The sequence below is a fragment of the Ramlibacter sp. genome (genome assembly GCF_050250995.1).
Classification (GTDB): Bacteria; Pseudomonadota; Gammaproteobacteria; order Burkholderiales; family Burkholderiaceae_C; genus Ramlibacter.
In genome coordinates this window covers 104,955-127,443 of record NZ_JBFWNP010000006.1, presented here as the reverse complement: position 1 = coordinate 127,443, position 22,489 = coordinate 104,955, and the positions used below count along the sequence as shown (strand labels likewise).

General features: G+C 68.6%; 21 protein-coding genes. 6 read left to right on the top strand and 15 right to left on the bottom strand.

The window, feature by feature from the left end:
* Positions 1–129 precede the first annotated feature (129 nt).
* Both AB7E83_RS07705 and glpK read right to left on the bottom strand, forming a co-directional pair.
* Entirely contained in the window at positions 130–1,719 is a 1,590-nt protein-coding gene (locus tag AB7E83_RS07705; protein WP_428567362.1) for an FAD-dependent oxidoreductase, read from the bottom strand.
* Positions 1,716–3,290: a glycerol kinase GlpK gene (gene glpK, locus AB7E83_RS07700; protein WP_428567359.1), complete on the bottom strand. Its 1,575-nt coding sequence runs from the start codon at positions 3,288–3,290 to the stop codon at positions 1,716–1,718. Before glpK ends, AB7E83_RS07705 begins: the two co-directional genes overlap by 4 nt.
* On the opposite strand from glpK, the gene AB7E83_RS07695 reads away from it, so the two are divergent.
* A complete protein-coding gene (locus tag AB7E83_RS07695; protein WP_428567357.1) occupies positions 3,289–4,392 on the top strand; it encodes an esterase-like activity of phytase family protein in 1,104 nt (367 codons plus the stop codon). The genes glpK and AB7E83_RS07695 overlap by 2 nt on opposite strands.
* Before the next feature lie 5 nt (positions 4,393–4,397).
* On the top strand, positions 4,398–5,219 hold the full coding sequence (gene proC, locus AB7E83_RS07690) for a pyrroline-5-carboxylate reductase (RefSeq protein ID WP_428567354.1): 822 nt from the start codon (positions 4,398–4,400) through the stop codon (positions 5,217–5,219).
* Positions 5,220–5,254: 35 nt separating this feature from the next.
* Here the strand turns inward: proC and ubiA are convergent, their stop codons facing one another.
* Genes ubiA through recG form a run of 4 tightly spaced genes read right to left on the bottom strand, consistent with a single transcriptional unit; the run spans position 5,255 to position 10,125 of the window.
* Positions 5,255–6,115, bottom strand: coding sequence for a 4-hydroxybenzoate octaprenyltransferase (gene ubiA, locus AB7E83_RS07685; protein ID WP_428567351.1), 861 nt, complete (start codon positions 6,113–6,115; stop codon positions 5,255–5,257).
* Positions 6,116–6,133: 18 nt separating this feature from the next.
* Positions 6,134–7,054, bottom strand: a complete 921-nt coding sequence (locus AB7E83_RS07680) for a Dyp-type peroxidase (protein WP_428567348.1) — start codon at positions 7,052–7,054, stop codon at positions 6,134–6,136.
* Complete coding sequence (locus AB7E83_RS07675; RefSeq protein WP_428567346.1) at positions 7,051–8,007, bottom strand: LysR substrate-binding domain-containing protein; 957 nt, start codon at positions 8,005–8,007, stop codon at positions 7,051–7,053. Before AB7E83_RS07675 ends, AB7E83_RS07680 begins: the two co-directional genes overlap by 4 nt.
* Before the next feature lie 9 nt (positions 8,008–8,016).
* Positions 8,017–10,125 carry an ATP-dependent DNA helicase RecG gene (gene recG / locus AB7E83_RS07670; RefSeq protein WP_428567344.1) on the bottom strand — a complete coding sequence of 703 codons (2,109 nt, stop codon included), beginning with the start codon at positions 10,123–10,125 and terminating at the stop codon, positions 8,017–8,019.
* A gap of 147 nt (positions 10,126–10,272) precedes the next feature.
* Between recG and queA the strand changes: the two genes are divergently transcribed.
* Entirely contained in the window at positions 10,273–11,358 is a 1,086-nt protein-coding gene (gene queA, locus AB7E83_RS07665; RefSeq protein ID WP_428567341.1) for a tRNA preQ1(34) S-adenosylmethionine ribosyltransferase-isomerase QueA, read from the top strand.
* Here the strand turns inward: queA and AB7E83_RS07660 are convergent.
* A complete protein-coding gene (locus tag AB7E83_RS07660) occupies positions 11,310–12,227 on the bottom strand; it encodes an SPOR domain-containing protein (protein ID WP_428567338.1) in 918 nt (305 codons plus the stop codon). The two genes, queA and AB7E83_RS07660, sit on opposite strands and share 49 nt — an antisense overlap.
* Positions 12,228–12,356: 129 nt before the next feature.
* Here AB7E83_RS07660 and tgt point away from each other — a divergent pair, with 129 nt between their 5' ends.
* Positions 12,357–13,484 carry a tRNA guanosine(34) transglycosylase Tgt gene (gene tgt / locus AB7E83_RS07655; protein WP_428567335.1) on the top strand — a complete coding sequence of 376 codons (1,128 nt, stop codon included), beginning with the start codon at positions 12,357–12,359 and terminating at the stop codon, positions 13,482–13,484.
* Here the strand turns inward: tgt and AB7E83_RS07650 are convergent.
* Positions 13,481–14,335, bottom strand: a complete 855-nt coding sequence (locus AB7E83_RS07650; RefSeq protein ID WP_428567333.1) for a hypothetical protein — start codon at positions 14,333–14,335, stop codon at positions 13,481–13,483. The two genes, tgt and AB7E83_RS07650, sit on opposite strands and share 4 nt — an antisense overlap.
* Before the next feature lie 140 nt (positions 14,336–14,475).
* Here AB7E83_RS07650 and AB7E83_RS07645 point away from each other — a divergent pair, with 140 nt between their 5' ends.
* Positions 14,476–15,207, top strand: a complete 732-nt coding sequence (locus AB7E83_RS07645) for a helix-turn-helix domain-containing protein (protein ID WP_428567332.1) — start codon at positions 14,476–14,478, stop codon at positions 15,205–15,207.
* Positions 15,208–15,214: 7 nt separating this feature from the next.
* Here the strand turns inward: AB7E83_RS07645 and AB7E83_RS07640 are convergent, their stop codons facing one another.
* From AB7E83_RS07640 to AB7E83_RS07625, 4 genes are all read right to left on the bottom strand, one after another.
* Positions 15,215–16,027: a DUF2145 domain-containing protein gene (locus tag AB7E83_RS07640; RefSeq protein WP_428567329.1), complete on the bottom strand. Its 813-nt coding sequence runs from the start codon at positions 16,025–16,027 to the stop codon at positions 15,215–15,217.
* Position 16,028: 1 nt separating this feature from the next.
* Positions 16,029–16,472, bottom strand: coding sequence for a hypothetical protein (locus AB7E83_RS07635; protein WP_428567326.1), 444 nt, complete (start codon positions 16,470–16,472; stop codon positions 16,029–16,031).
* Between the two features lie 28 nt (positions 16,473–16,500).
* Positions 16,501–16,950: a YiaA/YiaB family inner membrane protein gene (locus tag AB7E83_RS07630; RefSeq protein WP_428567323.1), complete on the bottom strand. Its 450-nt coding sequence runs from the start codon at positions 16,948–16,950 to the stop codon at positions 16,501–16,503.
* A 139-nt stretch (positions 16,951–17,089) separates the two neighbouring features.
* The gene (locus AB7E83_RS07625) at positions 17,090–19,027 is read right to left on the bottom strand and encodes an MFS transporter (RefSeq protein ID WP_428567320.1); all 1,938 of its coding nucleotides are present in this window, start codon (positions 19,025–19,027) and stop codon (positions 17,090–17,092) included.
* Between the two features lie 128 nt (positions 19,028–19,155).
* Here AB7E83_RS07625 and AB7E83_RS07620 point away from each other — a divergent pair, with 128 nt between their 5' ends.
* Positions 19,156–19,887, top strand: a complete 732-nt coding sequence (locus AB7E83_RS07620; RefSeq protein WP_428567318.1) for a helix-turn-helix domain-containing protein — start codon at positions 19,156–19,158, stop codon at positions 19,885–19,887.
* On the opposite strand, the gene AB7E83_RS07615 is transcribed toward AB7E83_RS07620, so the two are convergent.
* The 3 genes from AB7E83_RS07615 to AB7E83_RS07605 all read right to left on the bottom strand — a co-directional run bounded on the left by AB7E83_RS07615 (position 19,868) and on the right by AB7E83_RS07605 (position 22,410).
* Positions 19,868–21,127 (bottom strand): FIST signal transduction protein, encoded by a 1,260-nt coding sequence (locus AB7E83_RS07615; protein WP_428567316.1) that lies wholly within the window; start codon positions 21,125–21,127, stop codon positions 19,868–19,870. The genes AB7E83_RS07620 and AB7E83_RS07615 overlap by 20 nt on opposite strands.
* Before the next feature lie 11 nt (positions 21,128–21,138).
* A complete protein-coding gene (locus AB7E83_RS07610) occupies positions 21,139–21,882 on the bottom strand; it encodes a PhaM family polyhydroxyalkanoate granule multifunctional regulatory protein (protein WP_428567315.1) in 744 nt (247 codons plus the stop codon).
* A gap of 66 nt (positions 21,883–21,948) precedes the next feature.
* Positions 21,949–22,410 (bottom strand): copper chaperone PCu(A)C, encoded by a 462-nt coding sequence (locus AB7E83_RS07605; protein WP_428567312.1) that lies wholly within the window; start codon positions 22,408–22,410, stop codon positions 21,949–21,951.
* Positions 22,411–22,489 lie beyond the last annotated feature (79 nt).

The following is a 22,489-nucleotide window of genomic DNA, read 5'->3' as shown; positions in this document are numbered from 1 at the left end:
CTTCAGAAGTCGGCTTAGGCAAGCCAAGCCGAAGCAAGGCCCGCTTCGGCGGGCCTTTTCGTTTTTGCAATCGATTGCAAGGACAGGCTCGGAATTCACGCCCCCTTTAGCTCTCTACAGACTTGTCTCCTACGCCGGGAGTTCGAGGTAGCTCGCGGCAAGGGCCTCGAACTCGGCCTGACGTGGGTCCGCGCCCGTCTCCTCGCGGAGGATTTCGCTCACCGCCGGGGCCAATTCGCCCGCGAGCCGCGCATCGAGGAAGAGCAGGCGCGACCGCCGGGCCAGCACATCCTCGGCGGTCCGCGCATATTCATGCCGCGCCGCGAATCGCACCATCGCTTCGGTCAGCCCGCCTCCGAGCGCATGGTCGCTGCCGGGCAACGCCTGGACCTGCGGCGCGTCGCTTCCATATAGATGAAGTCCCGGCGCCGCACCGATCGACGTCGAATGTGCCGCCGAGGTGGCGCCCACCAGCGGCAAGTTGGCAGTCACTCCCGCGTCCGTCCGCTCCAGCAAATGGGCCACAAAGCATTTCTCCAGCACGTCCTCGGCCATGGCGCGGTAGGTCGTCCACTTGCCGCCTGTCACGGTGACCAGGCCGCCCCGACTCACGAGCACCGTGTGCTCCCGGCTGATCGCCTTGGTCTGCTCCGCATCCTCTCCCCTCGGCTTGACGAGGGGTCGCAAGCCCACCCACATGCTGCGGATGTCCTCGCGGCGCGGCGCGCGGCTCAGATAGCGGGCCGATTCGGTCAGGATGAATTCGAGCTCTTCCCGGAACGGCCGAGGTTCGCGCGCGAGGTCGTCGCGCGGCGTGTCCGTCGTGCCCAAAATGAGCTTGCCGAGCCAGGGAACACCGAAGAGCACCCGGCCGTCGGCGGTCTTCGGCACGAGCAGCGCGTGCGTGCCGGGGAGGAACGCCTTGTCGACCACCACATGGACGCCCTGGCTGGGCGCGACCATCGGCTCGACGGGCCGGCCGACTGCCTCGCCGTCCTGCTGGCGCAGGGAGTCGACCCAGACGCCGGTGGCATTGATCACGCCCTTCGCGCGCAGTTCGAACGCGCGGCCGCCTTCCGTGTCCCGGCAGCGCAGTCCTGCAACCTTGCCGTTCTCGTGGAGAAGCGTCGTCGCCTCGCAGTAGTTCACCAGCAGCGCCCCGCGCGCGGCAGCGGTGCGTGCCAGGGCGAGTGCAAGGCGAGCGTCGTCGAACTGGCCGTCCCAGTACTTCACGCCGCCCTTGAGGCCTTCGCGCCGGATATTCGGCAAGGCCGCGGCCGTCTCTCGCGCGCTCAGGAACTGGGTGGAGCCCAATCCCGCGGACCCCGCGAGCGCGTCGTACATCTTGAGGCCGACGCCATAGAAGGGCGTCTCCCACAGCTTGTACGAGGGCATGACGAAGGCGAGCGGCTGGGCCAGATGGGGGGCGTTCTTCAACAGCGTCGTGCGTTCGTGCAAAGCTTCCCGCACCAGCGACACATTCCCCTGCGCCAGATAGCGGACGCCACCGTGCACGAGCTTTGTCGCCCGCGACGACGTGCCCTTGGCGAAGTCGTGCGACTCGACGAGCACGACCGAGTAGCCGCGTGCCGCCGCGTCGAGCGCCACGCCGAGGCCGGTTGCGCCGCCGCCGACGATGGCGATGTCCCATACTCTGTCTTCCGCCAGGCTGTCGAGCAGCCGTGCTCGCTCCGTCGGCATAGCTTGCGATGCCGTCATGCCTGAACCGCCCAGCCCTTCGATCGCGCAACCGCCTCTCGCCAGCGCCCCAGCTTGGCGGTGCGCTCGCCCTCGGCCAGGCGGGGCTCGAAGCGGCGTTCGACCTGCCACTGCCGGGCAATCTCGTCCGCGTCGTGCCAGTACCCCGTGGCCAGCCCGGCCAGGTAGGCGGCGCCGAGCGCCGTGGTCTCCGTCACCTGCGGCCGGACGACGGGGACACCCAGAAAATCCGCCTGCATCTGCATGAGCAGGTTGTTGCGGCAGGCACCGCCATCGACACGCAGTTCGGTCAGGTCGATGCGCGAGTCGCGCACCATCGAACCGAAGACGTCCGCGCTCTGCAAGGCGATGGCCTCCAGCGCGGCACGCGCGATGTGGGCGCGCGTGGTGCCGCGCGTCATGCCGACCAGCGTACCGCGCGCATGGCCGTCCCAGTCCGGGGTGCCCAGGCCGGCGAAGGCGGGGACGAGGTAGACGTCGCCCGTGTCGTCGACCTGCGCCGCGAGCGATTCGACCTCGGCCGCGGACTGGATCGCCTGCAGCCCGTCACGCAGCCACTGCACCGTCGCACCGGCCATGAACACGCTGCCCTCGAGACAGTACGCCGTGCGGTGCAGTGCCGGCGGGCCTTGCCAGCCCACCGTGGTCAGCATTCGGTTGCGGCTGGTCACCGGCGCGGCGCCCGTGTTCATGAGCATGAAGCAGCCCGTGCCGTAGGTGTTCTTCGCCATGCCCGGCGCGAAGCACGCCTGGCCGAAGGTGGCCGCCTGCTGGTCGCCCGCGATGCCGGCGATGGGCAGTGCGGCGCCCAGGAGCGACGCCTCGGTTTCGGCAATGACGCCGCTCGAAGGCATGACGTCGGGCAGCACGGCGCGCGGGACATCCAGCAAGGCCAGCAGTTCGTCGTCCCAGTCCATCGTATGCAGGTTGAACAGCATGGTGCGCGACGCGTTGCTCGCATCGGTCGCATGCACCCGGCCGCCCGTGAGATTCCAGATCAGCCAGCTGTCGACCGTGCCGAAGGCCAGCTCGCCGTCCTCCGCGCGCCGCCGCGCCCCGGGCACGTTGTCCAGCAGCCACTGCAGCTTGGTCCCCGAAAAATAGGCGTCGATCACGAGCCCTGTCTTGCGCTGAATGAGCGCCGCCTTGCCCTGCGCGCGCAGCGCGTCGCAGCGCGGCGCGGTGCGGCGGTCCTGCCAGACGATGGCGTTCGCGACGGGCTGGCCGCTGGCGCGGTCCCACAGCACGGTGGTCTCGCGCTGGTTGGTGATGCCGATGGCATCGATCGTGCCGCCCGCCTTCTCGATGGCCTCCAGCGCGACGGCATGCTGCGTCGCCCAGATCTCGCGCGCGTCGTGTTCCACCCAGCCCGGCTGTGGAAAGATCTGCCGGAACTCGCGCTGTGCGAGCGAGACGACGCGACCCGCACGGTCGAAGACGATGGCCCGCGAGCTGGTCGTGCCCTGGTCGAGTGCCAGTACGTGATTCACGAAGTGAAAAGCGTGGGATTCATAGGGCCGAAAGCGTAACCGATGCGCACGCCGTGGCGCGTGTTCTAGACTCGTCGCCATGACGCTTCCCTGCCTGACGCGGCGCGCATGGCTGGGCTCGACCGCCCTGGCGCTCGCGGGCTGCGGCGTGCCCTCGATCACTGCCGTGCCGCCCCGGCTGCGGCTCATCGGCCACACGACGCTGCCGCATCGACTGAACTTTCGCGACACGATCGTCGGCGGTCTCTCCGCCATCGACTTCGACCCGGCCTCGGGCGCCTGGATCGCGCTGTGCGACGAACGCGCCGAGCGCGACCCCGCGCGCTTCTACACGCTGGCCGTCACGCTTCTGCCCGACGCGCTGCGGGTGCAGCCGACCGGCGTCGTGGCGCTGCGGCAGGCGAATGGGCAGCCCTACGGCCGCCGCCAGGTCGACCCCGAAGCCGCGCGCCTGCTGCCCGGCGGCAATCTCCTGTGGACCAGCGAGGGCGACGTGACGCTGGGTCTCCCGCCTTCGATGCACGAGTCGCGGCCGGACGGCTCGCTCGTGCGCGACATCGCCATGCCTGCGCACCTCCGTGTCGACGGCGGCGCCGGCCCGGGGCCGCGCAACAACCTGACGCTCGAAGGCCTTGCGCTGACGCCCGGCCGCCGGGGGGCGTGGGCGGCCATGGAAGGCCCGCTGCAGCAGGACGGTCCCGAGCCGAGCGTCGCGGCGGCGGGCGGTCCCTGCCGCTTCACGCACTTCGATCTCGCGAGCGGCAAGGCCACGCGGCAGATCGCCTACGTGCCCGACGCGATCCCCGCCGCGCCCATTCCGCCGGGCGCCTACGCGGACAACGGGGTGAGCGAGATCCTGATGGATGGCGAACATCACCTGCTCGTCCTGGAGCGCGCATTCATGATGGGCCGCGGCGTTTCGCTGCGCCTCTACCGCATCGACCTGCGCGAGGCGAGCGATACGCTGGCCTCGCCGCAACTGCTGCGCGGCCGGTTCCGCGCGCCGCGCAAGACCCTGCTCGCCGACTTCGCCCAGCTCGGCCTGCCGCGCCTCGACAACACCGAGGGCATGTGCTGGGGGCCGCGGCTCGCGAACGGTTCGCGCTCGCTGGTGTTCGTGAGCGACGACAATTTCAATCCCATGCAGGTCACGCAGTTCGTGGCTTGCGAATATCTCGAGTGACATCCATGGCAGCGACGAATCCACGCATTGCATTCATCGGCGGCGGCAACATGGCGAGCGCCATCATCGGCGGGCTGCTGAAGCAGGGCCTGCCGCCATCGAACGTCGAAGTGGTGGAGCCCTTCGAGCCGCAGCGCGCCAGACTGAAGGAGCAGTTCGCACTGGATGCGCAGGCCGCACCCGGCGCGGCGCTTGCGCAATGCGACCTCGTCGTGTGGGCCGTGAAGCCGCAGACCTTCAAGGAAGCCGCGGCGCAGGCGAAGTCCCATGTCGCGAAGGCGCTGCACCTGAGCGTCGCCGCCGGCATCCGTTCCGACAGCATCGCCGCCTGGCTCGGCACGCAGCGCATCGTGCGCTCGATGCCGAACACGCCGGCGCTCGTCGGCAAGGGGATGACGGCGCTGTATGCGCGCGATGGCGTAAGTGCGCAAGACAAGTCGACGGTGGATCGCGTGATCGCGACCACCGGCGAACATCTGTGGGTCGACGAGGAGCGGCACCTCGACGCGGTCACCGCGATCTCGGGGTCCGGGCCGGCCTATGTCTTCTACTTCCTCGAAGCGATGACGCAGGCCGGCATCGAGATGGGACTCTCGCGCGAGCAGGCCTATCGTCTTTCGGTCGGCACCTTCGAAGGCGCCTCGGCGCTCGCGAAAGCATCGCAGGACCCGCCGGAAACCTTGCGGGAGCGTGTCACGTCGAAAGGCGGCACGACCTACGCGGCGCTCACGTCGATGGAGCAGGACGGTGTGAAGGCGCTCTACGTGAAAGCGCTGCACGCGGCCTGCAAGCGCGCGGACGAACTCGGCAACGAATTCGGCGCCTGAGGCGCGCCGTCATCCCGCGGGGACGACACGCATCCTCATCGCAGCGCGTACCCCGCCGCGATGCCGGCGAACACCGACGCGCCGAGCCAGTGGTTCTGCCGGAACGCGGTGAAGCAGCCCTCGCGCGTGCGGTCGCGGATCAACATGTAGTGCCACAAGGCCTGCATGCTCGCGACGATCACCGTCGTGGCGAGCACGGGCAGCGGAATGCGGCCCGTGAGCGCGACCGCCCACACCGCGAGATACATGCCGTAGCAGAGCATCACGACCGCGACGTCGGCGCGGCCCAGTGTGATCGCCGAAGTGCGGATGCCGATCTTCAGGTCGTCGTCGCGGTCCACCATCGCATACTCGGTGTCGTAGGCGAGCACCCAGAATAGATTGCCGAACAGCAGCGCCCACGCGAGCAGCGGCACGCGCGCCTGCACGGCCGCGAAGGCCATCGGGATGCCGAAGCTGAACGCGATGCCCAGCACCGCCTGCGGCATGGACACGAAGCGCTTGGCATAGGGATACGCGACGGCGATGGCGAGCGCCGCGAACGACCACATCACCGCGACCGCGTTGGTCGTCAGCACCAGAGCGAACGCCGCGAGCGCGAGCGCGACGCCGACGGCCAGCGCCTCCTTGACGCCGACGCGCCCCGACGTGACGGGGCGGCTCGCGGTGCGCTTCACGTGGCGGTCGAATTCACGGTCGGCGACGTCGTTGATGCAGCAACCCGCGCTTCGCATCAGGATCGTGCCGATCACGAACACGGCGACGAGGTGCCAGCCGGGAAAGCCGTCCGCCGCGATCCACAACGCCGACAGCGAGGGCCACAGCAGCAGCAACCAGCCCGCGGGCCGGTCCCAGCGGATCAGGTCGAGGTAGAGGTCGAATTTCTCGCGCAGCAAGGTGGTGACGTATCGCCTCTACAGGCCCAGCTGGCGCAGGTCGAGCTTGCCGCCCCGCATGGGCGGGCACCAGAAATAGGAGCCGTTGACCGGCTTCGAGATGCGGAACATCGCATCGACGATGCCGTCGTCGAGTCCCGCCATGCGGCGCATCTGCGCCTCGAACGCGTCGAAGGACTTGCCGAACGCGACGAACTGCAGGCCCGCCTGCATGCTCATCATCCACGGCATCGAGCGGCGCAGCAGGAAAGCCTCGGGCTCGAAGCTTTCCTGCGCCGTGCGCTTGACGTGCGCCCACTCCGGCGAATCCTCGAGCTCCTCGTTGGTGACGCGGTGCCGGCCGAAGTGATGGTTGGCATCGTCGTCGCCGAGCGCCTCGAATGCGTCGAGGTCATGCACCCACTGCTGCACGGCGACGAAGCTCGAGCCGTCGATGCCCTCGCCCTGGCCGTGCGCGAAGGCGGCTTCGAGCGCCTTGTCGCCTTCGGGATTCTCGGTGCCGTCCTCGTAGCCGGTGAGGTCGCGTCCGTGCGTGCCGCTCCACGAATGGCGAAACGCATCGACGACGTGCCGCACGGCGAACACGGGCGCAAGCGCCTTCTGCACCTTGCGCGTGAGGTGCAGCAGATTGCCGAGGTCGTCCCCGCGAATCCAGCACCACAGCGTGCCGGGGGTCGACGGCACCTTGGCATCCGGGCCGCTCATGTCGGGAAATTCGTGCAGTCCCGGCACCTTCGCATCGAGCGCCGCCACGAGCGAGGGCCCGAGGCCGATCACCACGTCGCTGCCGTTCACGAGCGGCGACAGGCGCTTGATCGCGTCGCGGATGGCCGGGTCGTCGGCGCCCTTGTCCGCCAGGCTGAAAGTGACATAGCGAGCGACGGCCGGGACGGCATCGAGAATGCCGGGTTGATAGATCGTGTCGGTGCCTTGGGTCATGACAGTCGCTTGACGCCCGGCAATTCGCAGGCGTAGATGGAATTGCGCAGCGCGGCGATGGCCTCGTAACGCGTGAAACTGCGACGCCACGCCAGCACCACGCGGCGCGTCGGCGGGTCGCCCTCGAAGGGGATGTACTTCACGAACGCCTCGTCATCCTTGCGCCGCCGCGCCGGAACCGGCACGAGCGCGCCCTTGGGCACCGACAGGCGCGGCACGAGCGTCACGCCCATGCCGGCGGCCACCATGTGCTTGATGGTTTCGAGCGAGGAGCCCTCGAAACTCTTGCGGATGCCTTCGGCGTCGCTCGAAAAACGCGCGAACTCGGGGCAGACCTCGAGCACGTGGTCGCGGAAACAGTGGCCCGTGCCCAGCAGCAGCATCGTCTCCTGCTTCAGCACCTCCGCCCGCACCGTCTTCTGCTTCGACAGCGGATGATTGCTCGGAACGGCGGCAAGAAACGGCTCGTCGTACAGCGGCGCGATGGCGAGGCCGGTGTCCGGGAAGGGCTCGGCCATGATCGCGCAGTCGATCTCGCCGGTGCGCAGCATCTCCAGCAGGCGCACAGTGAAGTTCTCCTGCAGCATCAGAGGCATCTGCGGATTGCGCGCGATGGCCTGGCGCACGAGGTCCGGGAGCAGATACGGGCCGATCGTGTAGATCACGCCCAGTCGCAGGGGGCCGGCGAGCGGGTCCTTGCCGCGCTTGGCGATTTCCTTGATCGCCGCCGCCTGCTCCAGCACGCTTTGCGCCTGGCGCACGATGTCTTCGCCGAGCGGCGTGACCGACACCTCGTTCGCGCTGCGCTCGAAGAGCTTCACTTCCAGCTCGTCCTCGAGCTTCTTGATCGCGACGGACAGCGTGGGCTGCGAGACGAAGCACGCCTCGGCGGCGCGGCCGAAATGCTTCTCTCGGGCCACGGCGACGATGTATTTGAGCTCGGTGAGGGTCACGGCTTGAATCTACGCCTTCAGATATTCGGATTTTCCACCCAACCAGCGCGAGACGTGGCGTTGCGCCAGTTCGGCTTCACGGTCGAGCATGACAGGCGCGAGTTCGCGCGCCCATTGCAGCAGTTGCGCGTCGGTCGCGAGGTCGGCGAACCGCAGCAGCGGCGCGCCGGATTGCCGCGCGCCGAGAAACTCGCCGGGGCCGCGGATATCGAGGTCGCGGCGCGCGATCTCGAAGCCGTCGTTCGTCTCCGCCATCGCCTTCAGGCGCGCGCGCGCCGTCTCGCCGAGCCTTCCGTGCTCGCCGTTCGAATACAGCAGCACGCAGGCCGAGGCCGCCGCGCCGCGGCCGACACGCCCGCGCAGCTGATGCAGTTGCGACAGGCCGAAGCGTTCCGCATGCTCGATCACCATGAGCGAGGCGTTCGGGACATCGACGCCGACCTCGATCACCGTCGTCGACACCAGCACGCCCATCTGCCCGCCCTCGAAGAGCGACATCACGGCTTTCTTCTCGGCCACCGGCATGCGCGAATGCAGCAGGCCCACCATCACGCCCGGCAAGGCCGCACTCAGCTGCTCGTGCGTCGCCGTCGCATTGGTGAGGTCGAGCGCCTCGCTCTCCTCGATCAGCGGGCAGACCCAGTACACCTGCCGCCCCTGCGCGACCTGCGCGCGGATGCGTTCGACGATTTCCTCGCGCCGCGTGTCGGCGATCAGCTTCGTGACGACGGGCGTGCGCCCCGGCGGCAGTTCGTCGATGGTGGAAACGTCGAGGTCCGCGTAATAGCTCATGGCCAGCGTGCGGGGAATCGGCGTGGCGGACATCATGAGCAGATGCGGCTCGCGGCCGGCCGGCGTACCCGAATCCCCGTCTTCGCGTCTCTCGCCGCCATCGCCGCCCTCGGCTGCGAGCTTGCCCCGCAACGCCAGACGCTGCTCGACGCCGAAGCGGTGCTGCTCGTCGATCACGGCGAGGCCGAGCCGCTTGAACTGCACCTGCTCCTGGATCACGGCGTGCGTGCCGACCACGAGCGCGGCTTCGCCGCTCGCGACGATCGCCAGCATCTGCTCGCGCGCCTTTTTCCGCTGGCTGCCGGTGAGCCACGCCACGCGCAGGTTGCGCGGCGCCAGCAGCGGCTCCAGCCAGCCGATCAGCTTGCGGAAGTGCTGCTCGGCGAGGATTTCGGTCGGCGCCATCAGCGCGCATTGCCAGCCTGCGTCGATCGCGATCGCGGCCGCCAGCGCGGCGACGATCGTCTTGCCGGAGCCGACGTCGCCTTGCAGCAGTCGGTGCATCGGCACCGCCTTCGCGAGGTCGCGCGCGATCTCCTCCGACACGCGCCGCTGCGCGTTGGTGAGAGAAAAAGGGAGCGCCGCGAGCAGCTGCTCGGGCAAGCCCTGCGGCTGCCCCTTCAGCGCTGGCGCCTGCAGCCGGTCGCGCTCCCGCTTGCTTTGCAACTGCGAAAGCTGTTGCGCGAGCAACTCCTCGGCCTTCAGGCGCTGCCAGGCGGGATGGCTGCGATCCTCCAGCGTCGCGAGCGATGTTTCCGGCGTCGGGTGATGCAGGAATTCGAGCGCATCGCGCAGCGGCCACAGCTTCAGATTGCCGGCCTCGCGCGGCAAGGTCTCCGAGAGGTCGGCGCGCGACAAGCCCGAAAGCACCGCCTTGCGCAGATAGGCCTGCGGCAGGCTCGCGACGGTCGAATACACCGGCGTCAACGCGTCGGGCAGCGCGCCGCCCGCCGGCTTGCCGACCGGATGCACCATCTGCCAGCCCATGAAGCCGCCCCTGAGTTCGCCGCGGAAGCGCAGCCGCGTGCCGACCGCCAGCGCCTTCTGCAGCGAGGGGTAGAAGGTGAAGTAGCGCATCACGCACGTATCCGTGCCATCGTCCACCGTCACCACCAGTTGCCGGCGCGGCTTGAACGCGACGTGGCTCTCGGTCACGGTCGCCTCGATCTGCACCGTGTCGCCATTGCGCGCGTCGCGCAGCTTCACGATGCGCGTCTCGTCCTCGTAGCGCATCGGCAGGTGCAGGGCCAGGTCGATGTCGCGCGCCAGGCCCAGCTTGAGCAGGGCTTTCTGGGGTTCGGACAGGGCGGCCTTGGCCTCGGGCATTCAGCCTCCGCCGAGCCGCCTCAAGGCGGCTGAAGCCCCCTCGGGGGGCAGCGCAGTACACGAAGTGACAAGCGTGGGGGTCGACATGCCAGAATTCTGCCCTTCCTGCTCCCACCACTTGGAACGGGCCACGTCCAGCCCTCAAGCATGCGCCACTTCACGCTCGGCGATTTCGACTTCGCCCTCCCGCCCGAACTCATTGCCCAGCACCCGGCCGAGCAACGCAGCGCGTCGCGCCTGCTCGATGGCACGCAGGCTGAACCGTGCGACCGGATCTTCCGCGACCTGCCCTCGCTGCTGCAGCCGGGCGACCTGCTGGTCTTCAACGACACGAAGGTCGTGAAGGCGCGCCTCTTCGGCGAAAAGCCCACCGGCGGCAAGGTCGAACTGCTCGTCGAGCGGGTCCTGCCCGACCGGCACGAGGTCGTCGCGCACATGAAGGCGAGCAAGAAGCCGCCGCCCGGCACGGCGCTGCGCATGGCCGGCGGCTTCACCGCGACGCTCGTCGCACGCTGGCCCGACGAGGAAGGCGCGCTGTTTCGCTTCGCCTTCAGCGACGAGCCGCATGCGCTGATGGAACGTCACGGCCATGTGCCGCTGCCGCCCTACATCACGCACGCCGACACGGCGGAAGACGAGCGGCGCTACCAGACCGTGTTCGCGGCGCGGCCGGGCGCGGTGGCGGCGCCCACCGCCGCCTTGCATTTCGACGATGCGCTGCTGCGCGCGCTCGACGCGCGCGGCGTCGAGCGCGCCAGCGTCACGCTGCACGTGGGCGCCGGCACCTTCCAGCCGGTCAAGACCGAGGACATCGCGCAGCACCGCATGCACAGCGAGTGGTACGAGGTGCCGCAGGCCACTCAGGACGCGATCCGCCGCCTGCGCGAACGCGGCGGCCGGCTCGTCGCGATCGGAACGACGACCGTGCGCACGCTGGAATCGTGGGCCGCGAGCGGCGCGGCGAGCGGCGACACCAGCATCTTCATCACGCCGGGTTTCCGCTTTCGCGAGATCGACCTGCTGGTGACCAACTTCCACCTGCCCAAGTCCACGCTGCTGATGCTCGTGAGCGCCTTCGCCGGCTACGAACACATGATGGCGCTGTATCGCCACGCCATCGCGCAGCGCTACCGCTTCTTCAGCTACGGCGACGCGATGCTGCTCGCGCGGCGCGACCCGGACCCTCAGGCGGCGGACAGCGCCACGCGCCCACCCGTCACGCCCGAGGACTGAGCGAGCCGGTCCAGCACGGCCTGCGCATCGGCCCGCGTCGCGAAGTGGTTGATGCGAACCTCGACGCCCGCCTTGCGCGCGGCGGGCTTCGCCGCATAGCCCAGGCGCGCGAGCCGCTTCGCGAGCGCATCGGCCTCGGAGAACGCGCGGAACGTGCCTGCGACCACGCGCCATCGGCCACCGGCGACGGCGACTCCGCGTCCCGGCTTCAGCTCCGTCGACCCCAGGAACTTCGCGAGTTCGTCCGGCGTCGCCGTGCCCACCGGACGAACGGGCTGGTCGAAGAAGCGCGCCCAGAAGGCCGTCGGCTTGTCGAGCGCGAAGTTGCCCTGATCGCGCGTCTGCAGGTCGATGCTTCCTTCGAACATGCAGGCCGCGTCGTGGACCGCATCGGTCATCGACCAGAAGTCCGTGCCGCGGATCCCGATGGTCGCGGTGCGCACCTGCAGGTTCGCCTGGCGCTGGCCGATCACCTTCGAGATCGCGGAGGTCGTGTAGCGGAACACGCCATCGACCAGTTTCAACTCCGTGCGCACCTGCGTCTCGCCGATGGCCGGCGCGGTGGCTTCGAACCGCTGCACCTGCAGATGCGTCTTCTCTCCGAGGCGGATCACGCTGCCTTCCGGCAAGGCCAGGACCATGGCCGCGCCTTCGCCGGTCTCGACATCCTCGCGCGTGGTCACGGTGTCGCCCGGCTCGAGCGGCACGCGTTCGTCGCCCTCGTTTCGCCATGCGGGCGCCTGCACGGCCTCGACCGCCATGCTGCGGTCGCGCCGCGACGGGGCCGCCACGGCCACCCCCGAACCCATACTTGCACCCGCACCCAGTGCGATCGATGCCGCGGCGCCCAGCCACGTCCTGCGCTCCATTCCTTGCTCCTTACATCTTGAGATACTCGGCGTAGGGATTACGCAGCAGATCGCCCGCCCGATTCGAAAACCGCTTCGGACTTGCGTGAACAAATCCACGCAAGTCGACATGGGAAAATTGCCGCTCCGATGCTCAACTTCGAAATCCTCGCCACCGAGGGCCTCGCACGCCGCGGCCGTCTCGCCCTGAACCACGGCGTCGTCGAGACGCCCATCTTCATGCCCGTGGGCACCTATGGCACCGTCAAGGGAGTCATGCCGCGTTCGCTCCATGAAATGGGCGCGCAGATCATCCTCGGCAATACCTTCCACCTGTGGATGCGGCCCGGCCTCGACGTCCTGCGGCAGTTCGGCGGACTGCACCGTTTCGAGTCGTGGGACAAGCCGATCCTCACCGACTCCGGCGGCTTCCAGGTCTGGTCGCTCGGCGAGATGCGCAAGATCGCCGAGGAAGGCGTGAAGTTCGCGTCACCGGTCAATGGCGACAAGCTGCTGCTCACGCCGGAAGTGTCGATGCAGATCCAGCACGCGCTGAACAGCGACATCGTCATGCAGTTCGACGAATGCACGCCCTACGAAACGAAGGGCCATCGCACCACGGAAGCCGAGGCGCGTTCCTCGATGGAGCTTTCGCGCCGCTGGGCCCTGCGCTGCAAGGCGGAGTTCGAGCGCCTGGGCAATCGCAACGCGCTCTTCGGCATTGTGCAGGGCGGCATGTTCGAGCGCCTGCGGCAGGAGTCGCTCGATGCGCTCGTCGAGATGGACTTCCCCGGCTACGCCGTCGGCGGCGTGAGCGTCGGCGAGCCCAAGGAAGAGATGCTTCGCATCATGGCGCACACGCCGCATCGCCTGCCCGCGGACAAGCCGCGCTACCTGATGGGCGTGGGCACGCCGGAGGACCTGGTGGCCGGCGTCGAATGCGGCGTGGACATGTTCGATTGCGTCATGCCCACGCGCAACGCGCGCAACGGCCACCTGTTCACGCGCTTCGGCGACCTGAAGATCCGCAATGCCCGGCACCGCGTCGACGAACGCCCCGCGGACGAGTCGTGTACCTGCTACGCATGCACGAACTTCTCGCGGGCCTACCTGCACCACCTGGATCGCTGCGGGGAAATGCTCGGGCCCATGCTCGCCTCGATCCACAACCTGCACTACTACCTGAACCTGATGCGCGAAGTCCGCGAGGCGCTGGAGGCGGGCGGCTTCGCGGCGTTCGCATCGCGGTTCCGGCTCGAGCGCAGCCGCGGCGTCTAGGAACCTGCAACCGCCGAGCTCGCCGGGCGAGCGGGAGCGCAGCGCGCGATGAGCCGCTGGAGCGCATCGTCCATGAAGGGGTCGAGCGCGCTGTCGCGCTGCCATTGCGAGGCCTGGGCGATGCCGGACACGACAGGCCACACGAGGAAGGACGTCGCCAGGTGCGCCAGCGTTTCGCCCGAAACCCAACCGTGCGTCGCCGCGAAGATCGCGTGGTCATGCGCGCCGAGCAAGGTCGACAGCGCGAAGGCCAGCAGCACCATCGTCCAGGTGATGGGCAGCGCGTGCAGCCGCGGAGGCGCCACGGCCATGCACCACACCAGCACGATGGCGCCGAACTGGAAGACGGTCCATGGAAACAGATTGCCGCCGGCGCCGAGCACTCTCACGGCCAGTACCCCGAGCGCGAGCGACCCCAGCCCCAGGCTGGCGCCGGCGCGCTCGCTCACGTGGCCCGCGCCGGCCAGGCCGACCAGCCCGGCAAGGACGAAGGCCATGGCGTAGCGTTCGCCGGCGAGAAAGCGCAGTTGCGGATCGAAGTGGTAGAGGCTCGCGCCGTGGGACAGCAGCGCCGCGCCGCAGAAGAACAGCAAGGACATCGCGCGCTGCTTGTTGCTCACCGCGCCGGCCGGCGCGCGCCAAAGTGTCCAGCCGCCCGCCACGGCGGCGAAGGCCAGCGGCAGGTTCGACACGACGTTCAATGCGTTGTCGATGCCCAGGAGCCGCCGAGTGTCCGCGAGGTCGTGGGGAAGCAGCGTCTGCTGCACGGTCGGCCCCCACGCGGCCAGGTTGGCCAGCGCGAGCATGGCGATGAACAACAGGCCTTCGGGCCGGGTCGAAACGAATCTCATGGCAAGGCGCCTCCTCGGGGCGGTATGGGTTGGAACGGGGCGCAGTCTCGCGGACCGGATAGCAAAGAGCTAATCCATTTCGACTACATTCACGCATCGCGCCACTTTCGGTATCCGACAGCGATACCGCACCCGATTCGATGAGCACCACCGCCGATCTGATCGTCGCCCTCAAGAAGGAGCTGAAGGCCTCCCAAATCACCTATGCGGCGCTGGCCGAGGGTCTGGGCATGGCCGAGTCCAGCGTCAAGCGCATGCTCGCGCGCGGCGACATGCCGCTGTCGCGCATCGATGCGATCTGCCAGACGCTCAAGCTCGACTTCGCCGAACTCGCACGGCGCGTGGCGGACACGCAGCCGCTGCTGAAGGAGCTGACGCCGGAGCAGGAGCGGGCGGTGGTGGCGGACAAGAAGCTGCTGCTCGTCGCGATCTGCGTGCTTTCGCAGTGGACGCCGGAGCAGATGACCAGCGAGTACCGGCTGACCGAGGCCGAGTGCGTGAAATACCTGGTGCAGCTCGATCGCATCGGCATCATCGACCTGCGGCCGATGAACCGCTACCGGCTGAAGCTCTCGAAAGCCTTCCGCTGGCAGCCCAACGGACCGGTGATGCACTACTTCCGGGAGCATGTGGTGCTCGACTACTACGGGGGCGACTTCGACGGCCGGGCAGAGACCCTGCTGCTCCTGCAAGGCTCGGTCGGCAAGGGGATCGCGCCTTCGCTGGTCGAGCGCATGCAGCGCCTGGCGCACGACTTCGCCAGGCAGCACCACAGCGACCAGAAGCTGCCGGAGGACAAGCGCGAGAGCTACACGCTCCTGCTGGCCATGCGGCGCTGGGAGTTCTCGGTGTTCGCGGAGATGCGGCGGTGAATCCGCCTCAGCGAAGCACCACCGGCGGCCCCGACAAGCCGGCGCGCTGCGTCCAGGCGAAGACCGAATCGACCGTCACCGTTTCGATCAGGTTCGCGAAGCGCTTTGCATCGGGATGGTCGTCGAACGCGACGTTGGCCGCGCTCATCCGCCCGCCCAGCCGCGTCAGCGGTCCGAGCCGCAGCACGGCCGGCTCGTAGGCTTTCAGCCGCAGCCAGGCCTGCGCCTGCTCGCGCGAGCGCACCTGCGGCTCGGCCGCGAGTGCGAGCGTCTCGATGGCCCACTGGTTCGACTGCTGGTACTTCGTTGCCCACGGGTAGCTCACGATGCTGTAGGGTCGCACGTGCAGGCGCATGGCGCGCGCATCGTCGCGCAGCAGCGCCGCCATTTGCGACTGCAACGCTGGCGCGAGCGGCACCCAGGCGGCCTCCTGCCGCCAGAGATCGTCGAGGAAGAATTCGCCGAGGCCCTGCCTGTAGATCGCCGCATCCGCCGTGCCGCAGTGATTGAGCTTGTGGACGATGCGCCAGACGTCGGCGCCCTGCGCATCCCGCGTTCGATACGCGATGCCGAGGTGCGAGTAGCGCACGCCGTATTTCCCGAGGTCCTGCCCGGCGCGGGCAAGGAGCACGACCTGCGTGCCGTCACGCGCATGGGCGGCTTCCAGCGCATGGTGCGTGCGTTCGGCCATGACGAGGCCGCGCTCGATCGACACGGCCGTGGGCTTGCGCGCTTCGCAGGAGCGGCCGGCGAAGACCGGCTGGGCGCACAGCAGCGCGGCCGCCAGCGCCACGACACGGGGGATGTTTCGCGCGCGCATCTCAGTACGCCAGCCGTTCGTTGTGAAGCAGCGCCCGACCGAGCGCGTTGGGAACGAAGGCGATGGCCTCGCCCGCCGCGGAGAGAACGACGCCGGCGCCGATCGTGCTGACTGTCACGGCGGTTCCCACGGCAAGCGACGCACGCGTTGCGCCACGATGCATGACCTCCACGCTCGCCGCCGCGCCGTCGGAAGCGCGTTCGAGCACGTAGACCGTGCTGTACGCGCCAACTTCGACGGCTCGCACGACGAGCACGGCGCCCGCGGCCGACAGCGCCAGGGGCAGGGCGACCACCGCGCCGGCCACGACGCTCGCGCCGGCGGCGACCGATGCGATGGGCAGGGTCGACACGGCGCTCAGCGCCGACAGTTCGCTTTGCGCATTCGCCGCGCCGGCGCCGAGGGCGGCGACGAGCGCGAGAGGGAGAAAGATCTTGCTTTGCATGAGGGTCTCCTTGGCGTGGGCATCGGCCTTACTGGTCGCGCCGCGCGTCGGCGGCTGCGTCGGCGAGGTCGGCCTCGTGCCGGTCGCGCAGCATCTTTGCAAGCGTGAAGGTGCAGGTGATGAGGTACAGCCAGCTCACCGAGAGGAAGGCCTTGTAGGTCTCGTTGATCTCCATGCGCACGAGGCCCCAGCCGGTCAGCGCCATCGCGAGGAAGAACGCACCCCACACCACCAGCTTGAACATCGGCGTGTCGGCCGGCCGCCGCTCGCGGCGTGCCGAGTCGTTGTCGCGCACGAATTTCGCGAGCACGAAGGCCGCCGAGAGGCAGAAGAAGTAGCCCATGACCATGAAGGCGCGATCGAGGTCGCGGCCGGGCAGGTACGCCAGGCCGACGCCGCACAAGAGCGCGGCGAGGCCGAAGGAAGCCCATACCTGCAGTTGCCAGGCCTTGGTGTCGCGTTGGAGAAGAACTCGCATGTGAATCGCCCCTTGGGGTTGGTTGAACATGCGCCGCAGTCTGCGAGCGGGCCTCCGTCGCAGCACTGGATTTCAATGCGGGATGCACCCGGCGGCCCACGCGGTATCCTTTTTCGATACCGGCGCGCCGCGGCGGACCTTACTCCCTCAGCAGCGTCGCCACACGCGCGTGCAACATCGACGGATCGACCTGCGCGGCCGGCACCGGCGCACCGACATTCAGCCCGACGCGATTGAACACGCCGCGCCGGAACGGCCGCACCATCGCGCCGCCCTGCTCGATGCGGCTGAAGTACGAGCCCCAGAGATTCGTGAGCGCCATCGGGATCACGGGCGGCTCCACGCCGTCCGCGCGCGCCGTCTCCAGCACCTTCACGATCCCGCCCTTGAACGGCTGCAGCTGCCCGTCGCGCGTGATGCCACCCTCGGGAAAGATCGCGAGCAGGTCGCCCTCGCGCAACACGCGGGCGGCCTTCGCGAACGCCGCCTCGTACACCTGCGGGTCTTCCTTCTGCGGCGCGATGGGGATGGCCTTGGCGAGGCGGAACATCGCACCGAGCAACGGCAGCCTAAAGATGCGGTGGTCCATCACGAAGTAGATGGGCCGCGGGCTCGCCGCCATGAGCAGCACCGCGTCGACGAAGCTGACGTGGTTGCAGGCGAGCACGGCCGCTCCCTGCACGGGGATGAACTCGTCGCCGCGCACCTTGAAGCGATAGACGACCCGCGACGCGACCCACGCCGTGAAGCGCAGCAGGTACTCGGGCACCAGCATGAAGATGTAGAACGCGACGACCGCGTTCGCAAGGCCGACCAGCAGGAAGATCTGCGGGATCGTCATCCCCATCTTCAGCAGCAGCCCGGCGATCACCGAGCTCGCGATCATGAAAAGCGCGTTGAGGATGTTGTTGGCGGCGATGATGCGCGCGCGGTGCGTGGCCTGCGAACGCAGCTGGATCAGCGCGTACATCGGCACGGAATACAGGCCCGCGAACAGCGACAGCAGCGCGAGGTCGGCCATCACGCGCCAATGCCCCGGCACCGCGGTGAATTGCGCGAGCGTCATCGTGCCCGACGGCGGCAGGCCGCGCGAGGCGAAGTAGAGGTCGATGGCGAACACGCTCATGCCGATCGCGCCCAGCGGCACGAGGCCGATCTCCACGTGGCGTCGCGACAGCATCTCGCACATCAGCGAGCCCGTGCCGATGCCGATGGAGAACACCACGAGCAGCAGCGACGCCACCTGCTCGTTGCCGTGCAGCACCTCTTTCGCGAACGAGGGAAACTGGCTGAGGAACACGGCCCCGAAGAACCACATCCAGCTGATGCCCAGCAGCGAGCGGAACACGACGAGGTTGCCGTGCGCGAGCTTCAGGTTGCGCCAGGTCTCGGTGAACGGATTCCAGTTGATCGCGAGGCCCGGGTCGGTCGCGGGCGAGTCGGGGATCCAGTGCGCGACGATGCGCCCGATGATCGCGACGGCGACGCAGCTGAAGCCCACGTGGTGCGCGCCGATCTCCGGCACGGCGATGACGAGTCCGCCCGCGACGTTGCCGAGCAGGATGGCGACGAAGGTGCCCATCTCCACCATGCCGTTGCCGCCGGTGAGCTCGCGCTCGCCGAGGTGATGCGGCAGATAGGCGAACTTCACCGGCCCGAACAGCGTCGAGTGCAGGCCCATGAGGAAGGTACACGCGAGCAGCACGGGAATGTTCGCGCTGAAGAATCCGAACGCCGCGAGCGCCATGATGCCGATCTCGAGCCGCTTCACGAACAGGATCAGCATCCGCTTGTCGTACTTGTCGGCGAGCTGTCCGCTCGTCGCGGAGAACAGCAGGAACGGCAGGATGAACAGCGCGCCGATCGCCAGGCCCGCCATCGCGGGCGGCAGCCACGCCACCTGCAGCTGGTAGGTCACCATGACGGTGAACGCGAACTTGAACAGGTTGTCGTTCGCCGCGCCCGCGAACTGCGTCCAGAAGAAGGGCGCGAAGCGCTTCTGCTTCAGTAGCGCGAACTGGTTCGGGTGCGGCTCGGCCGGCGAAGGCAGGGCGTGCTCGGCGATGACGTGGCTCATGGATGCGTCTTTCGGAGGGGCGATGGCGGCGAAGTTTCCGCGTCGCGCCGCGAAGCGTACCGCTTTGCGGCTAAATTGTCGTCCTGCGCCACCTCCGGTATCGAAAAGCGCGACTTCACTGAACGTCCATGAGCACCACCGCCGACCTCGTCACCGCCCTCAAGAAGGAACTGAAGTCCGCGCAGATGACGTATGCCGACCTCGCGCAGGGCCTGGGCATGGCGGAGTCGAGCGTCAAGCGCATGCTGGCCAAGGGCGACATGGCGCTGTCGAAGATCGATGCCATCTGCCGTGTGCTGAAGATCGATTTCGCCGAGCTCGCGCGACGCGTCGCCGACGCGCAGCCCCTGCTTGCGGAACTCACGCAGGCGCAGGAAAAGGCAGTGGTCGCGGACAAGAAGCTGCTGCTGTGCGCCATCTGCGTGCTGAGCCAGTGGACGCTGGAACAGATCGCGGCCGAGTACCGCCTGACCCCCGCGGAATGCGTCAAGTACTTCGCGCAGCTCGATCGCATCGGCATCATCGAGCTGAAGCCGCTCAATCGCTACCGCCTCAAGCTGGCGAAGACCTTCCGCTGGCGCCCGCACGGCCCGGTGATGCATTACTTCCGCGACCATGCCGCGCTCGACTACTTCAACGGCGGCTTCGACGGCCATGCCGAGAGCGTGCTGCTCGTCCACGGATCGGTGAGCCGCGCCATCGCGCCCTCTTTCGTCGACCGACTGCAGCGCGTCGCGCTGGACTTCGCGCAGCAGCACCAAGCCGACCAGAAGCTCGCGCAGAAAGACCGCGAGGGCTACACGCTCGTGCTCGCGATGCGAAGCTGGGAGTTCGAGGCGTTCAGTCGGCTGCGGCGGTGAACACGGTCAGCACGCCCGTGTAGCCGTACAGGTGGTTGCGGGCGATCTCGCCGCCCGCGAAGAATCCCACCAGCGGCACGTCGCCCAGCGCTCGGCGCACGATCTGCAGTTCCGCGCTGGGCCCGCCGAAATGCGGCCCGCCGCGCCCGGAGCAGCTCACGTAGACCGCGCCCGCGATCCGACGCGCCGCGGTCGGCTCCGCCTGCGCCTCGGAGGCTGCGAGGGCGCTCGCCACGGCCAGCGGCATGTCCTCGGGTTCCACTTCCTCGCGAATCTCGGCGCAGATGCGCGTGAGGTCCGCCTTGGCCGCCTGCACGTTTCGCTGGCAGAACGCCAGGCGCATGCCGGTCTCGACCTTGTCCGCGATGGCGACGCCGCGCCGGCCGGGGTCCAGGCCGATCAGGTGGCGCACCAGCACGTCCGAGCCGAACTCGCCGGTGCGTCCCACCATGTCCTTGCTGCCGTCGGTCAGGCCCGCAAGCGTGGCGCGCAGCGCGGTGATCGCGTTCTTCGGGTCCTCGAGCGAAATCCCGACTTCGGCGAGCAGGATGTCGAGCGCGGGCGCGTAGTCGAGCTCCAGCACGAGGTTGCCGTCGGACGCGGTGATGACGTGCTCGCGGCCGACCGGCTGGCAGCCCTGCGTGACGCGCGACACGATGGTCACGCCCTCGCCGAACGCCACGCCCGACAGGCCGCCGCTGAAGACGCCGCCCGAACGCCCGTGACCCCGGATCGTGCCGTTGCCGCCGACCGCGAACTGCACCGTCGCGCCGCGGCTGGCGGCGAGGCCCCCGAACAGGTAGCCGGTGGAGGTGCGCTGCGCCATCTCGTCGATCAATTCGCCGAGCTCCGGCGTCGAGGCATCCGCGTGGACGAGCGCGGTATGCGCGGCGAAGGTCGGCGCCAGCGGCGCCACGCCGGAGAACACGCGGAACTGGTCGCTCGGCAGTTCGCACAGCATGAGCGCCAGGGCGGGCTCGTCGAAATATTCGACGTTGGACGATGCGACGCCCACGCCGACCGTGCCGGCCCACTCGGTGACCTCCGGCAGCTCCGCGGCGATGTGGTCGAGGATGTCCTGCGCCTGCGAAGCGTAGTGGTCGGTGATGTAGAGCAGCCCGAGCGTCGGCGCGCTCGCGTAGTCGCGCAGCGCCATCTGCGCGCGCACCTGCGCCAGCGCGAGGCCGGCCGCCATCGGCCACTGCGGATGCGTGGCGTGCCCGAACGGGAAGAGTTTCATGGAGCCTGCCTTCAGCCGCTTCGGCTCTTGCGCGCGGGCGGCTTCTTCGCCTTGCCCGCCCGGCTCCCGACGGCCTTGCGCGCCACCGCAGCGCCGGTGCCGGTCGCCGCGCGCGCCATGTCCATGCCCGCCTTCATCGCTTCCTTGGCGACGCCGGTGGCGACGTTCTTCGCGGTGTCCATGGCGGTCTTCTGCGCCGCATCCTTCATCGCGGTCGACGCGATTTCCTGGAACTGCTGCGTGAGGGCGCCCCACCATTGCAGCGGATCGACCACCCCGCCGACCTCGGCCGCGCCGCCCATCGCCTTGGCCGCCGCTTTCGCCGTCGGCTTGCGCTTGACGCCCGCCTTCGCCTTGGCCTCCGGTTCGGGCTCCGGCTCGGGTTCCGTCTGCGCCTCGGGCATCTTCGGGGGCGGCGTCGCACCGAACATCGAAGCGTCGGCGGCTTTGAGCTTGAGGGCGTTCGCGACATCGCCCATGCTGAAGTTCATGCCCTTCAGCGTGGCGAGCGTCATCTTCTGCACTTCGAGCGCCTGGATCGTCGCGCCGAGTGCCTTGCCGTTCTGGTCGAGCCAGAAATGCACCGCCTTCAGCTCGCCGATGCGCTTGTCGAGTTCCTCGACGCTGAGCGTCGGCGCGATCCAGTTCGAGAGATTGGGCAGCTGCGGAATCGTCTGCGTCGCGCCTTTGGCGAGGTTCTGCAGGAAGTCGAAACCGGGGACGAACTTGCCGAAGCCGAAAGAGGTATCGCTCATGCGCAGCGCTCCTGGGTTTGCGTGGACACAGCTTACTCCATGAAGCGCGCCCGCAAGCCGGCGTTTCTAGTGCCGATGCGCGGGCGTCTTGCCGTCCGGCGCGCGCACGGACACCGGCACCGACAGGTCGAGGGCGCTCTGGCGGCCCTGCGCATCGCGGAACGTCAGCGTGAGGGGAACCTGCGAGTCGGGCTTCAGGGGTGACTTCAGCGACATCAGCATGAGGTGGTAGCCGCCGGGCTTGAGCTCGACCGTCTTGCCCGGCGCGAGTGCCAGCGCGGGCAGCGCCCGCATCTTCATGACATCGCCTTCCATCTTCATCTCGTGGACTTCGGCGACGCCGGCCACCGGCGAGCTGACACCGACGAGGCTGAGCGGCTCGCTCGCCGTGATGCGCATGAATGCGCCCGTGCCCGACTGCCCCTGGACGCTTGCGCGCGCCCATGCGCCTTCGATCTTCACCGGCGGCGTCTGTCCCTGGGCCGCCAGGGCCACACCGAACGCGAATGCTGCGAATGCTCTCTTCATGGGCTGCGATTATCCCCGCCCCACGATGACCCGCCCCGGTGTAGGCATGCTCCTACGCGCCCTGCGGGCCGGGGCTCCT

Coding starts and splice junctions, on each gene's coding strand:
- AB7E83_RS07705 (WP_428567362.1), bottom strand. CDS start 1,719: ATGACGGCATCGCAAGCTATGCCGACGGAGCGAGCACGGCTGCTCGAC.
- AB7E83_RS07695 (WP_428567357.1), top strand. CDS start 3,289: ATGACGCTTCCCTGCCTGACGCGGCGCGCATGGCTGGGCTCGACCGCC.
- glpK (WP_428567359.1), bottom strand. CDS start 3,290: ATGGCGACGAGTCTAGAACACGCGCCACGGCGTGCGCATCGGTTACGC.
- proC (WP_428567354.1), top strand. CDS start 4,398: ATGGCAGCGACGAATCCACGCATTGCATTCATCGGCGGCGGCAACATG.
- AB7E83_RS07680 (WP_428567348.1), bottom strand. CDS start 7,054: ATGACCCAAGGCACCGACACGATCTATCAACCCGGCATTCTCGATGCC.
- recG (WP_428567344.1), bottom strand. CDS start 10,125: ATGCCCGAGGCCAAGGCCGCCCTGTCCGAACCCCAGAAAGCCCTGCTC.
- queA (WP_428567341.1), top strand. CDS start 10,273: ATGCGCCACTTCACGCTCGGCGATTTCGACTTCGCCCTCCCGCCCGAA.
- AB7E83_RS07660 (WP_428567338.1), bottom strand. CDS start 12,227: ATGGAGCGCAGGACGTGGCTGGGCGCCGCGGCATCGATCGCACTGGGT.
- tgt (WP_428567335.1), top strand. CDS start 12,357: ATGCTCAACTTCGAAATCCTCGCCACCGAGGGCCTCGCACGCCGCGGC.
- AB7E83_RS07650 (WP_428567333.1), bottom strand. CDS start 14,335: ATGAGATTCGTTTCGACCCGGCCCGAAGGCCTGTTGTTCATCGCCATG.
- AB7E83_RS07645 (WP_428567332.1), top strand. CDS start 14,476: ATGAGCACCACCGCCGATCTGATCGTCGCCCTCAAGAAGGAGCTGAAG.
- AB7E83_RS07640 (WP_428567329.1), bottom strand. CDS start 16,027: ATGCGCGCGCGAAACATCCCCCGTGTCGTGGCGCTGGCGGCCGCGCTG.
- AB7E83_RS07635 (WP_428567326.1), bottom strand. CDS start 16,472: ATGCAAAGCAAGATCTTTCTCCCTCTCGCGCTCGTCGCCGCCCTCGGC.
- AB7E83_RS07630 (WP_428567323.1), bottom strand. CDS start 16,950: ATGCGAGTTCTTCTCCAACGCGACACCAAGGCCTGGCAACTGCAGGTA.
- AB7E83_RS07625 (WP_428567320.1), bottom strand. CDS start 19,027: ATGAGCCACGTCATCGCCGAGCACGCCCTGCCTTCGCCGGCCGAGCCG.
- AB7E83_RS07620 (WP_428567318.1), top strand. CDS start 19,156: ATGAGCACCACCGCCGACCTCGTCACCGCCCTCAAGAAGGAACTGAAG.
- AB7E83_RS07615 (WP_428567316.1), bottom strand. CDS start 21,127: ATGAAACTCTTCCCGTTCGGGCACGCCACGCATCCGCAGTGGCCGATG.
- AB7E83_RS07610 (WP_428567315.1), bottom strand. CDS start 21,882: ATGAGCGATACCTCTTTCGGCTTCGGCAAGTTCGTCCCCGGTTTCGAC.
- AB7E83_RS07605 (WP_428567312.1), bottom strand. CDS start 22,410: ATGAAGAGAGCATTCGCAGCATTCGCGTTCGGTGTGGCCCTGGCGGCC.